Here is a 12484-nt window from a genome sequence, read left to right as displayed (position 1 = left end):
CTGAAGTAGTGAGGATGCCGATGCCGTTGCAACGCCTGGACAGCCTGTCCGAGATCGCCCCGCAAGCCTGGGATGCGCTGGTGCCACAGGCCCAGCCATTCGTACGGCACGCCTTTCTGAGCGCATTGGAAGACAGCGCCAGCCTGGGCCCGCAATCGGGCTGGCAACCGGAGCATTTGCTGCATTGGGAAGGTGATCGGCTGGTGGCGGCACTGCCCAGTTACCGCAAGTGGCATTCCTACGGCGAGTACGTGTTTGATCACGGTTGGGCGGATGCCTGCGAGCGGGCAGGCATTGAGTATTACCCTAAGTTGCTGACCGCCGTGCCGTTCAGTCCGGTCACCGGGCCACGCCTGCTGGCGGCGAGGGCAGAGGAGGGTTTCGAACTGCTGAAAAGCCTGCCGGGTTACCTGGAAATTGAAGGGCTCTCGAGTGCCCACATAAACTTCACTGACGAACTGGCCGATGCGGCACTGGCCGAGCAACCGGGCTGGCTGCAGCGCCTGGGCTGTCAGTTTCACTGGCAGAATCGGGGTTACCGCGACTTCCAGGATTTTCTTGATGCGCTGAGTTCACGCAAGCGCAAACAGATGCGCAAAGAACGCGAACAAGTGGCAGGGCAGGGCATCGACTTCGAGTGGCTGCAAGGCCATGAGCTGAGCGAAGCCCAATGGGATTTTGTCTACGCCTGCTACGCCAACACCTACGCGATCCGCCGCCAATCACCTTACCTGACCCGCGCGTTCTTCAGCCTGTTGGCCGAGCGCATGCCCGAAGCGATCCGCGTGGTCCTGGCCAAACAAGGCACACGCCCAGTGGCCATGGCCTTCAGCCTGATCGGCGGCGACAGCTTCTACGGCCGCTACTGGGGTTGCCTGGCAGAGTTCGACCGCCTGCATTTCGAAACCTGTTTCTACCAGGGCATGGATTACGCCATCGCTCATGGCCTGCAACGTTTCGATGCGGGGGCACAGGGCGAGCACAAGTTGATCCGTGGGTTTGAGCCGGTGATTACACGGTCATGGCACTACCTGCGCCATCCGGGCTTGAAGAATGCGGTGGAGGATTTTCTGGAGCGCGAGCGGGTGGGGATTGTGGCGTATGCGCAGGAGGCGAGGGCAGCCCTGCCTTATCGGCAGGGCTGAACCCAGCTTGCCTCAGCCCGGCGCCTCCTTGCCAAGCCATCGATAGGTAACCCCACCCATCACCGCACCCAGGATCGGCGCGAGCCAGAACATCCACAACTGCTGGATCGCCCACCCGCCGACGATCAGGGCCGGGCCGGTACTGCGCGCCGGGTTGACCGAGGTGTTGGTGACGGGAATGGAGATCAGGTGGATGAGCGTCAGCGCCAGGCCGATGGCGATGGGCGCAAGGCCCGGCGGGGCGCGGCGGTCGGTGGCGCCGAGGATGATCACCACGAACATGGCGGTCATCACCAGCTCACTGACAAACCCTGCCGCCATCGAATAACCGCCGGGCGAATGCTCGCCATAGCCGTTGGCCGCTAGCCCCGACGCCAGTTCGAACCCCGGTTTGCCGCTGGCAATGAAATATAGCAGCGCAGCGGCGATCGTACCGCCGACCACCTGCGCCACGATGTACGCCGGCAGTTCCCTGGCCGGGAACCGTCCGCCTACCACCAGTCCCACCGACACGGCCGGGTTGAGGTGACAACCGCTGATATGCCCGATGGCGAACGCCATGGTCAGCACCGTGAGCCCGAATGCCAGGGACACACCCAACAACCCGATCCCGACTGCAGGGAACGCTGCGGCCAGCACCGCACTCCCGCAACCGCCCAACACCAACCAAAATGTACCTAGCCCCTCTGTGATTGAACGCTTGAACAAAGACATGCAACCCGTCCTTGATAGATCGCTCTACCGGATCCGTAAATCAGTGATGCTCCCTGCAGATTTACTTCAGCGCCCGTCTGGGCACTGTACTGATTACAGCAGGATCGCGGCAAAAGTGTAGGCGCGAGGGTTCAATCGATACCGACGAACCCACCCGTCTGGTGCTGCCACAACCGCGCATACAGCCCGCCATGGGCCAGCAGCTCAGCGTGACTGCCACTTTCGGCGATCTGGCCTTTCTCCAGCACCACCAGGCGGTCCATCCGTGCAATGGTCGACAACCGGTGCGCGATCGCAATCACCGTCTTACCCTGCATCAGGGTTTCCAGGCTCTCCTGGATCGCCGCTTCCACTTCCGAATCCAGCGCGGAGGTGGCTTCGTCCATGATCAGGATCGGCGCGTCCTTGAGCAGCACGCGGGCAATGGCAATACGCTGACGCTGCCCACCGGAAAGCTTCACTCCGCGCTCACCGACATGCGCATCCAGCCCGGTGCGGCCTTCGGAGTCCGACAGCAACGGAATGAACTCATCGGCGCGCGCCTTGTGTACGGCGGCCCAGAGTTCTTCGTCGGTGGCGTCGGGCTTGCCGTACAGCAGGTTGTCGCGGATCGAACGGTGCAGCAGCGACGTGTCCTGGGTGATCATGCCGATCTGTTCGCGCAGGGATTCCTGGGCGACCTCGGCAATGTTCTGGCCATCGATCAGGATGCGTCCGCCTTGCAGGTCGTACAGGCGCAACAGCAGATTGACCAACGTTGACTTGCCAGCACCGGACGGGCCGATCAGACCGATCTTTTCCCCAGCCTTGATCTCAAGGTTCAGGCCGCCAATGATCCCGCTCTTCTTGCCGTAGTGGAAATCCACCTGTTCGAAGCGCACTTCGCCCCGTGGCACGCTCAAGCGTGGGGCATGCTCGCGGTCGATCACGGCGAGTGGCTGGGCGATGGTTTTCAGGCCGTCCTGTACTTGGCCGATGTTCTCGAAAATGCCGTTGACCACCCACATGATCCAGCCGGACATGTTGACGATACGGATCACCAAACCGGTGGCCAGGGCAATCGCGCCCACCGAGATCAGCGACTGCGTCCACAACCACAGGGCCAGGCCGGTGGTGGTGACGATCAGCAGGCCGTTCATGGTGGTGATCACGATGTCCATGCTGGTCACCACGCGGCTGGCCAGCTGGGTTTTTTCGGTTTGCTCGATGATCGCTTCCTTGGCGTATTCCTGCTCATAGCGGGTATGGGCGAACAGCTTCAAGGTGGTGATGTTGGTGTAGCCGTCGACGATGCGGCCCATCAATTTGGAACGCGCTTCGGAGGAAATCACCGAGCGCTCCTTCACCCGTGGCACGAAGTAGCGCAGCGCCAGGCTGTAGCAAAGAATCCAGCTCACCAGCGGGATCATCAGGCGCCAATCAGCTTCGGCAAACAGCACCAGGGAGCTGATGGCGTAGATCGCCACGTGCCAGATCGCATCCACTGCCGCCACCGCAGAGTCGCGCAGTGAGTTGCCAGTCTGCATGATGCGCTGGGCAATACGCCCGGCGAAGTCGTTCTGGAAGAAATTCAGGCTCTGCTTGAGCACGTAACTGTGGTTCTGCCAGCGGATCAGGCTGGTCATGCCGGGACTGATGGTCTGGTGCACCAGCAGGTCATGCAGGGCGCCGAAGATCGGGCGCAACAGCAGCGCGACCACGGCCATCCAGATCAGCTCAGTGCTGTGCACCTGGAAGAAGTTGGCCGGCGGCGTGCCTTGGGCCAGGTCGATGATGCGGCTCAGGTAACTGAACAGCGCGACTTCGATCAACGCGCCGATCAGGCCCACCACCAGCAAAGCGGCGAAATGCGGCCACACCTGGCGAAGGTAGTAGAGGTAGAAAGGCAGGACTTTGTCGGGCGGGGCTTCGCTGGGAGCGTCGCGGAAAATATCGATCAGTTGTTCAAAACGACGATAGAGCATTAGGGTTGACGCCCGCAGGGCGGGCTCTCCTTTCAAATACGCGCGGTACCTTGTGGGCACCGCGCGGGGCTACCTGAATAAAGCCCTGTTACCTCAGTCGATGCGCTTGGCCGACTTGATGTACACAGGATCGATTGGCACGTTCTGCATGCCCTGCTTGGTGGTGGTCTGCGAGTTGACGATCACATCAACCACGTCCATGCCCTTGACCACTTTGGCGAATACGGCATAACCGCGATCACGGCCTGGGTCGAGGAAGGCATTGTCGGCCACGTTGATGAAGAACTGGCTGGTGGCCGAATCCGGGTCACTGGTGCGCGCCATGGACAGGGTGCCACGTACGTTATGCAGGCCATTGCTGGCTTCGTTCTTGATCGGCGCTTCAGTTGGCTTTTGCGACATCGACTGAGTAAACCCGCCCCCCTGCACCATGAAGCCTGGGATCACGCGGTGGAAAATCGTGTTGGTGTAGAAGCCCTTGTCGACATAGGCCAGGAAGTTCTTGGTGCTGATTGGCGCCTTGACCGGGTCCAGTTCGATCTCGATGTCGCCATTGGTGGTGGTGATCAATACGTGGGGCGCCTTGACGGGCTCGGCGGCCATCAGGTTGGCGGCAAACAGAACAGAACCGGCGAAGAAGGCGATTTTTTTCAACATGGGTCAGTGATCCTGGGTAGTGGTTTCGACTGTCTTTAGAAAATCGAGCAAGGTTGCGTTAAAGACTTCGGGTTGGTCCAAGGGCGTGGCATGGCGGGAATCCTCGATCACCACCAGTCGCGCATCGGGCAGCAGTTTTACATAGTTTTCTTTTTGCGCCACGGGGGTGTAATCGTGGTCGGCGCTGATGACCAGGGTTGGACAGGTGATTCTGAAAAGTCGTTCCTGCACGCCCCATCCCACAATGGCATCGAAGCTGGCGAGATAAGCACGTTTGTCGTTTTTTGCCCAGCGCTCGGCCATCTTGCGGCGCAGGTCGGCTTGCTCCGGTTTGGGAAACAAACGGTCGCCCAGCGCCTTGCCGATAGTGGCCAGGCTGAGCACACGCGCCAGGCTCCAGCGTTTGGCCCATTGCCAGTAATCATTGGCACTGCGCACCTTCACCTCTGGCGCGCTGTTGACGATGCACAGGCTCTTGACCTGCGCGGGTTCGTCCACCGCCAGTTGGAAGGCGATCATGCCGCCCATGGACAGGCCCACCACATGGGCGGGCGGCAAGTCCAAGTGTTCGATCAACGCCAGCAGATCAAAGGTGAAGCCCTGGATGCTGTAGCGCTCGGGCGGTTTGTCCGAGCGCCCGTGGCCGCGCACATCCACCACGATCAGGCGGTAATGCCTGGCCAGCACCGGAATCTGCAGCTCCCAATCCTGGCTGCTGGAGCCCAGGCCGTGGATCAGGATCAGCGGCGTGCCGTGGCCGTATTCCTCGTAGTGCAGGCTGCATCCTTCGTGGTCGAACCAGGCCATGCATGAACTCCGTTTCAGGCTTGCTGCGGGGCGGCGAAAGGCGCGTCCAAGGGGGCTGTGTCAAAGGTGCGCAGCAGTTCCACGAGGATCTGCGTCGCCGGCCCCAACGGTTTGTCTTTGTTGGAATACAGGAAGAACGTGGGGTGACGGCTGCCGCCCTGTTCCAAGGGTAGTTGCTTGAGCACACCCTCGGCGAGTTCGCGTTCGATCATGTGTCGGGGCAACCACGCGAAGCCCAGGCCGCTGCCCACAAAGGCCGCGGCGGTCGCCAGGCTGCCGACGGTCCAACGCTGTTCAGCGCCGAGCCAGCCTACATCGCGCGGTTGCTGGCGGCCGGAGTCGCGGATCACCACTTGCATCTGGCTCTCCAGGTCCTGAAAGCTCAGCTCGCGATTCATGCGGTGCAAGGAGTGCTCGGGATGCGCCACGGCGACAAATTCCACATCGCTCATTTCCGTGCCCAGGTAGCCCGGGATGCTGAAGCCGCAAATCGCCAGGTCCGCCACGCCTTCCATCAGCAGCTCTTCAACACCCGACAGCACTTCTTCACGCAGGCGCACACGACAACCCCGGCTTTGAGGCATGAATGCAGTGAGCGCGCGCACCAGGCGTGCGTTCGGATAGGCCGCATCCACCACCAGGCGCACCTCGGCTTCCCAGCCTTGTTCCATATGGTGGGCAAGGTCTTCCAACTGGCTGGCGTTTTTCACCAGCTGTCGGGAGCGGCGCAACAGCACCTCTCCTGCGTCGGTGAGCACGGCCTTACGCCCGTCGATGCGGAGCAGCGGAACGCCAAGCTGGTCTTGCATCCTGGCCACGGTGTAGCTCACCGAGGACTGCGAACGGTGCAGCGCTTCGGCCGCCTGGGCGAAGCCGCCATGGTCGACCACGGCTTGCAGCGTGCGCCATTGATCGAGGGTAACGCGGGGCGCTTTCAAGATGGGTTCCTCTTGTCCTAAGCTGACAGTCCTTATTGGAGACTGCCGAATGAGAAAATTCTGTTGTGTGTTGCTGGCGCTGCTGCCGTTGAGTGCATTTGCCTACCCTATCGACGTGACGAAAAAGATCGACGGCGTCAGCATCGACTACACCGCCTCCGATGTGGACGGTGATATCAGCTCGATTCAACTCAATAACTACGGCACTCAAGACGCGGTCTGCTCGGTAACCTTCACCAACGGCCCGGAATCGCCGCGCCGCAGAACGGTCACGGTGCCGGCGGGCAAAAGCACCAACACCACGGTCAAGTTCAACCGCGCCATTATCAAGATGCGTATTGCCCTGGCTTGCGCACCAAAGTAGCCCAGCAGCGGAGCATGCTCCGCTTATAAACAAATTTATAGATGAGTTATAGCAGTTTTTTGCGCTTTTTTATCGAATTGGCTCTGTTTTAATCTCCACTCCATCGACTTACAGCAATTTCCGATGGAGCCTACAAAGCCATGTCCAATGTTCTGATCATCGAAAGCAGCGCCCGCCAGCAGGATTCGATTTCCCGCCAACTGACCCAGCAATTCATCAGCCAATGGCAGGCCGTTCACCCGGCGGACCAGATCACCGTACGTGACGTGGCCCTCAACCCGGTTCCGCATCTGGACGCCAACCTGCTCGGCGGCTGGATGAAGCCAGCGGATCAACGCAACGACAGCGAGCAGGCGTCCCTGGATCGCTCCGACGAATTGACCAACGAATTGCTTGCGGCCGACGTGCTGGTGATGGCCGCGCCGATGTACAACTTCGCTATCCCCAGCACCCTCAAAGCCTGGCTGGACCACGTGTTGCGCGCCGGTGTGACCTTCAAGTACACCGCCACCGGGCCACAGGGGCTGCTGACCGGCAAACGCGCCATCGTGCTCACTGCGCGCGGCGGCATCCATACCGGCGCGAGCTCCGATCACCAGGAACCCTATCTGCGCCAGGTCATGGCCTTTATCGGGATTCATGACGTCACCTTCATTCACGCCGAAGGAGTGAACTTGAGCGGTGACTTCCAAGAGAAGGGCATCAACCACGCCAAGGCGCTGTTGGCCCAGGTCGCTTGATCCGTTAATCGCCAGATAATCCCGCGATGGTTATCTAGCTCCACGCAAGCCCTTCAAGTACGCGTAACAGACCTCCCTTTGCACTTTTGCTCCTGAGTGCTCCTGCCCGACTGCCGCTTTAGCGAGGTCGGGTTTTTTTTGCCCCGAGTTTCTTCAACCGCCGAAAACCTTTAATGTCCCGCCCATTCGATACGAGGCGCGCATGGGCTACTTACTGGTTGTCACCCTGATTCAGGCATTTTCCTTCAGCTTGATCGGCGAATACCTCGCCGGCCACGTCGACAGCTACTTCGCCGTGCTGGTGCGCGTGCTGCTGGCCGGCTTGGTATTCATCCCGCTGACGCGCTGGCGCTCGGTGGAACCGGGCTTCATGCGCGGCCTGCTGGTGATCGGCGCGCTACAGTTCGGCGTGACCTACGTGTGCCTGTACCTGAGCTTTCGCGTGCTCACGGTGCCGGAAGTGCTGTTGTTCACCATTCTCACGCCATTGCACGTGACGCTTATCGAGGATGCGCTCAACCGGCGCTTCAACCCCTGGGCGTTGATTGCCGCGCTGGTGGCGGTGGCGGGCGCGGCGGTGATCCGTTTCGACCAGATCACTGCGCACTTCCTCGGGGGTTTCCTGTTGCTGCAACTGGCTAACTTCACCTACGCCGCCGGGCAGGTGATGTACAAGCACCTGGTCAAACGCTACCCAAGCGACCAGCCGCATTACCGCCGCTTTGGTTTCTTCTACGTGGGCGCATTGCTGGTGGTGTTACCGGCGTTCCTGATGTTTGGCAAGGCCAACTACCTGCCCGATGCACCGCTGCAATGGGGTGTGCTGGTGTTCCTCGGGTTGGTCAGTACGGCGCTGGGCATGTACTGGTGGAACAAGGGCGCCTGCCTGGTGCAGGGCGGCACGCTGGCGGTGATGAACAACCTGCATGTGCCGGTGGGGTTGCTGTTGAACTTGCTGATCTGGAACCAGCATGAACCGCTGGGGCGGCTGGCCTTGGGTGGGTTGGTGATTCTGGGGGCGGTGTGGATCAGTAGGTTGGGCAATCAACCGGGCAGTGGTGCAGTGAAAAAAGCGTCTTAGCAAAAAGTTGGATCGCCAGAAATGCGGAGGCCCCGCAAAGCGGGGCCGTCACATAACCTAGTCTCGTCACCGTTTCGTGTCGCACGGGAGTGGAGGTTCCTAGGGCTGCGGGGTGAGATTACCAGCCGCGATTTTTACGTCAACCCCCTATGGCGCCGGTTTAGGTCAACTGCACCATTCGGCAACAGTATGTTTATTTCAAGCAAAAGAACCTGTCTGCACTATCGCTCGCGCTTGTACATTTCTTTGCGCTAAAGGGAGCTTGCGGGTAGATGGTCTGGCAAACGTTGGAGGCGAAGCTCTCCACACCACGAATGAACCGCTACCTCATGGGGCATCAGGGCAATAAAGAGCATGCCGCTGCTGCCTATGTGCACAATATGAGGATCGCAGAGTCCCTGGTCTCGATTTTTCACGTGCTTGAAGTTGGGCTGCGCAACAGTATTCAGCGCGAGATGGTGCGCGAGTACCGACGTGACGACTGGTACGAGGCCTTCAAGGCAAGCACCAATCCAGAGCTTCGCTCCAGCTATCAAAAAGTAGACGACGCGCGTACGGCACTCATGAAAAGAGGTGTCGACCCAGGTCCGGACGACATCACGGCTGAGTTGAGCTTTGGCTTCTGGACTTCACTGTTCAATCGAAAGGCCTTTCCGGATGTTTCCAAGCCTTTGATGAAGGTATTTTTCTACTGCCCAAGAAACGCCAAGAAAGCTGACGTTATTCGTAGCCGCCTGAACAATGCGAGGGACCTGCGAAATCGCTGTTTCCACCACGAGCCACTCCTATGGCAACCGCTATTTGCCTTGCATCGGGATATCACAGAAGTAGTGCAGTGGATTGATCCTGGTTTGTGCGCTTGGTTAAAAAGCCACGATCGACTCCCTACTGCATTAGTCGATTGGAGTCACTGGCGGGAGGCGGCGAAGCGTCCGGCCACCCAACCGGCCTCAAAATCTCAATAGCGCTATATCACGGTTTTTTCCGGTGTAGGCAAATGACTGGCCCCCAACACCGCAGGCAAAACCCCCGCACGCAAGTCATTCCCACTCGGATGCTGATACAGGCTCAAGCCAAACTCCGGCAGCACCGCCAGCAGGTAATCAAAAATATCCCCCTGGATCCGCTCGTAGTCCGCCCACGCCGTGGTGCGGGTAAAGCAGTAGATCTCCAGCGGCACACCCTGGGCGGTGGTTTGCATCTGGCGCACCATGCAGGTCATGTTCGGCTGGATGTCCGGGTGGCTTTTCAGGTAGGCCAGGGCATAAGCGCGGAAGGTGCCGAGGTTGGTCATGCGACGGCGGTTGGCCGAGAGTTGCGCACTATGGCCCTGGGCTTCGTTCCAGGCCTTGAGTTCGGCCTGTTTGCGTCCGATGTAGTCGGTGAGCAGGTGCACCTGGGTCATGCGTACTTCCTCATCGTCACGCAGGAAGCGCACGCCGCTGGCGTCGATGAACAGGCTGCGCTTGATACGGCGCCCGCCGGAGGCCTGCATGCCGCGCCAGTTCTTGAACGACTCGGACATCAGGCGCCAGGTGGGGATGGAGACGATGGTCTTGTCGAAAATCGACACCCGTGAGAAGGCTATAAAATGGACATGCAAAACTCATCAAGAACAGATACTTACAGATAACTACAGTTGTCCATCTTTTTCTCTAAAAATGGACAAGACCGGCAAACCCTTAGGTTGCTAGGTGTGGACACTGATACTCGACAAAATGATTGTCCGAGACGATCCAGTCACCTCAAGCCCTTTCTGGCGTACCCTGCTCTTGCTGCCTGAAAGCATGCTTGTTCCTGCGGCCTACCGAGAGTGCTGTCCCTCAATGCAAGGGATTCCGCCAGCCAAGTGCCTTCGTTGCATTTGCTTCAACAGCCTTAATCCTCGAACTTCTGATGCCACAATCGACGTAGAGTCGACTCGGGGATGTCCAGCTCCTTCACTGCCTGAACCTGGGTGAATCCTCTCTTCTTCAAATCATGAACCGCTTTCAACTTCTTTCTGGCGCTATCCGTCCCATGGCGGGGCAATTCTGCTGGCTCCATTGGCAGGCTCGCGTCAGCCAGTTCTAGAGCATCCAGCTCCGCAAGCGCAGTCAGCAGCAGTTCCCTAGCTGTTTTTTGATCATGAGAGGCAACCGTTAGGGCTAGGAGGGTGATCGGCTCCACCTTCAACGCGGTTGCTAGCTGATAGCTCGTATCGAGGCTCACCACACTCTTTCCGAGTTCTAGCTTGCTCACATAGGGCTGAGAGACCGAACCGCCGACGTTGGCGATATCCTCCTGGAGCAGCCCTTTACGAGTGCGTAGCAACTGAAGAGATGCTGCAAAGGAATAACGCAGCGACATCGCAAGCTCCCCAAAAACGAACGGTATGCCGCGTTTGCCTGCCGCCACGCAAAGAGCTATAGTTATATGGGTGGCGGTCAGGGCTTTGATCGTCAATTTGTGTGTAATTATTGGCGGGGACGCAGTGGATGGAAAGAGGGCTCAAAAATGGGCTTTTGGGCGAAGAAGGAATTGCTCTAGTAGGCTCTAAAATGTCCCTTGAAGATGTGCTCCTGGCTGCTCGAGAACATTACAAATGGATGCCCTTATGCGTCGTCGAAGAGTGGATCATCCTGGACGCCATAGTCACCGACGCCGAACGAGCCAAGATAATCGCTGCCGGCTGCCAGCCAATGTTCCTGTTTGCTCACAAAGTGGTGCATGACGAACAGAGAAGATTCGAGCCCGGCCATTGGGTGCGCTCCAGTATGGGCACCACCTTCAATGAGGGCTTTTTATTCGCTACGCGGAATTCCATCTACGTTTTGCTCGGGCCGGGCCATCGCAAGTCTTCCTCCATCGAAGCGATATTTTCCCTTTTTTGATTACCAACTGGTTTGCTGGGTAACTGACGTGCTCCAGCAGATGAGGCGACACATGTTTAGAACCATAGACAACGACTTGATTGGCGTCCCAGGATTGTTCGGGGAGGGCGTATCCCATTGGCGCGGAGTGTCAAGGCTCCTCCGAACGCCTTGGTATCACCTCACCCTCTGTGTCGAAAACGACGGTCGATTCAGCGAATGCGCGGTGATGATTGATGACACCCCACAGCTTCAAAAAATGTTGGTAAGCCAGGGTGCGGATTTAGCTATCACCGAGATTATGGCTGTGACGCCATCTTGGATGAATAAGTCCGGAGGCTGGCAGATGGAGCAGTTAACCAGAGTAACCGTAGGCGAGGACAGGTCTGGTTCTGAAGTTTGCTTACTGGAGGTGGCTAAGGGGGCGGTGTATCACACATCACATCAGCGAGACTTCCAGATTGATGCGCTGGCCAACCTGAGGCCCATCTTTCTCTCAAGCATGATTCGATCAGCCTGAAATTTACCAATAATTCACCACGATACCAGCGCCTCTGGTTGCGTGTGAAATTCCTGATAACACCATATGGACTGCCCATTGGAGCGCAACGATGCTCGACACCATTGATGTCAATTTCCACGGAAAACGCCACACAGATTTCGATCTCAAGCGAATCATTAAAGCTCAGGAGCAAGGCTTTGACGTGCCGGTTACCGCTTATCTTTGCGGAGTTTCCATCAGGTCACGTGCAGGCGTTGGTGTGGTGTTTGGCCACAAGCGAAAAGACCAGTACGGTCGGTTCGGTGATGGCCATCTGATTCGGACGTCCGATGTGTTGAAAGTCGAACGCGAGGGGAAATTTTGGGTGATGACGACCGAAAACTCCAGATACGTTCTCGCAACATTTCAGCGTACTAATGGGCGTGCCAGTCTTCGTGACTTCCTGCGTCTTTCACAAGGGCAGCATCACGTAACCCCGCGACAGCTCCAGTGATATTGAGCGGGGAGTTACGTTTTTGGACAAGCACCTTGCGGGGAGGGCAGCTGTAGCGGGAGTCGTCCGACTGGAACATGAGAGTTAAACTAGACGCTTCGCGAAGGAACGACGCGTTTAACAGTACCCAACTGTCTGCAGTTCCTGGGAGCGCCTGCAACGGAAGCTTATGGCCGAGAGCTGTCTGTCACGACAGGCCGGAGTCGACCAGAAGCTGGCATTGAGTT

Annotated in this window: 14 protein-coding genes and 1 pseudogene; 8 read left to right on the top strand and 7 right to left on the bottom strand. The window is 58.5% G+C overall.

Annotated elements, in window-relative coordinates; genetic code table 11:
- Positions 1-20: 20 nt before the first annotated feature.
- Entirely contained in the window at positions 21-1145 is a 1125-nt protein-coding gene (locus tag ACP7EW_RS05695) for a GNAT family N-acetyltransferase (RefSeq protein WP_426215858.1), read from the top strand.
- A 12-nt stretch (positions 1146-1157) separates the two neighbouring features.
- On the opposite strand, the gene aqpZ is transcribed toward ACP7EW_RS05695, so the two are convergent.
- The 5 genes from aqpZ to ACP7EW_RS05670 all read right to left on the bottom strand — a co-directional run bounded on the left by aqpZ (position 1158) and on the right by ACP7EW_RS05670 (position 6225).
- Positions 1158-1859 carry an aquaporin Z gene (gene aqpZ / locus ACP7EW_RS05690; protein ID WP_033900610.1) on the bottom strand — a complete coding sequence of 234 codons (702 nt, stop codon included), beginning with the start codon at positions 1857-1859 and terminating at the stop codon, positions 1158-1160.
- A 131-nt stretch (positions 1860-1990) separates the two neighbouring features.
- Positions 1991-3823: an ABC transporter ATP-binding protein gene (locus ACP7EW_RS05685; protein ID WP_061449217.1), complete on the bottom strand. Its 1833-nt coding sequence runs from the start codon at positions 3821-3823 to the stop codon at positions 1991-1993.
- A 93-nt stretch (positions 3824-3916) separates the two neighbouring features.
- On the bottom strand, positions 3917-4480 hold the full coding sequence (locus ACP7EW_RS05680; RefSeq protein ID WP_033900612.1) for a peptidylprolyl isomerase: 564 nt from the start codon (positions 4478-4480) through the stop codon (positions 3917-3919).
- A gap of 3 nt (positions 4481-4483) precedes the next feature.
- Positions 4484-5287, bottom strand: coding sequence for an alpha/beta fold hydrolase (locus tag ACP7EW_RS05675; RefSeq protein ID WP_426215855.1), 804 nt, complete (start codon positions 5285-5287; stop codon positions 4484-4486).
- Between the two features lie 14 nt (positions 5288-5301).
- Positions 5302-6225, bottom strand: a complete 924-nt coding sequence (locus ACP7EW_RS05670; protein WP_038848033.1) for a LysR family transcriptional regulator — start codon at positions 6223-6225, stop codon at positions 5302-5304.
- A 49-nt stretch (positions 6226-6274) separates the two neighbouring features.
- Here ACP7EW_RS05670 and ACP7EW_RS05665 point away from each other — a divergent pair, with 49 nt between their 5' ends.
- The 4 genes from ACP7EW_RS05665 (at position 6275) to ACP7EW_RS05650 (ending at position 9375) form a co-directional block, all read left to right on the top strand.
- Positions 6275-6589: a hypothetical protein gene (locus tag ACP7EW_RS05665; protein WP_033900621.1), complete on the top strand. Its 315-nt coding sequence runs from the start codon at positions 6275-6277 to the stop codon at positions 6587-6589.
- Positions 6590-6729: 140 nt separating this feature from the next.
- On the top strand, positions 6730-7329 hold the full coding sequence (locus tag ACP7EW_RS05660; protein WP_028617425.1) for an FMN-dependent NADH-azoreductase: 600 nt from the start codon (positions 6730-6732) through the stop codon (positions 7327-7329).
- Between the two features lie 202 nt (positions 7330-7531).
- Positions 7532-8410: a carboxylate/amino acid/amine transporter gene (locus ACP7EW_RS05655; protein WP_426215853.1), complete on the top strand. Its 879-nt coding sequence runs from the start codon at positions 7532-7534 to the stop codon at positions 8408-8410.
- Between the two features lie 272 nt (positions 8411-8682).
- Positions 8683-9375, top strand: a complete 693-nt coding sequence (locus ACP7EW_RS05650) for a hypothetical protein (RefSeq protein WP_426215851.1) — start codon at positions 8683-8685, stop codon at positions 9373-9375.
- A gap of 2 nt (positions 9376-9377) precedes the next feature.
- Here the strand turns inward: ACP7EW_RS05650 and ACP7EW_RS05645 are convergent.
- Positions 9378-9986 (bottom strand): annotated as a pseudogene (locus ACP7EW_RS05645) (mechanosensitive ion channel family protein); the annotation flags it as partial.
- A gap of 302 nt (positions 9987-10288) precedes the next feature.
- On the bottom strand, positions 10289-10759 hold the full coding sequence (locus tag ACP7EW_RS05640; RefSeq protein WP_426215849.1) for a helix-turn-helix domain-containing protein: 471 nt from the start codon (positions 10757-10759) through the stop codon (positions 10289-10291).
- A 128-nt stretch (positions 10760-10887) separates the two neighbouring features.
- On the opposite strand from ACP7EW_RS05640, the gene ACP7EW_RS05635 reads away from it, so the two are divergent.
- The 3 genes from ACP7EW_RS05635 (at position 10888) to ACP7EW_RS05625 (ending at position 12257) form a co-directional block, all read left to right on the top strand.
- Positions 10888-11283, top strand: coding sequence for a DUF6957 family protein (locus ACP7EW_RS05635; protein WP_426215847.1), 396 nt, complete (start codon positions 10888-10890; stop codon positions 11281-11283).
- Between the two features lie 208 nt (positions 11284-11491).
- On the top strand, positions 11492-11782 hold the full coding sequence (locus ACP7EW_RS05630) for a hypothetical protein (protein WP_426215845.1): 291 nt from the start codon (positions 11492-11494) through the stop codon (positions 11780-11782).
- Between the two features lie 91 nt (positions 11783-11873).
- The gene (locus tag ACP7EW_RS05625) at positions 11874-12257 is read left to right on the top strand and encodes a hypothetical protein (RefSeq protein ID WP_426215843.1); all 384 of its coding nucleotides are present in this window, start codon (positions 11874-11876) and stop codon (positions 12255-12257) included.
- The last annotated feature ends 227 nt before the right edge of the window (positions 12258-12484 follow it).

Source organism: Pseudomonas sp. DWRC2-2, assembly GCF_049897885.1.
GTDB classification, from domain to species: domain Bacteria; phylum Pseudomonadota; class Gammaproteobacteria; order Pseudomonadales; family Pseudomonadaceae; genus Aquipseudomonas; species Aquipseudomonas azotoformans_A.
This window is presented reverse-complemented; position numbering and strand designations above follow the sequence as displayed.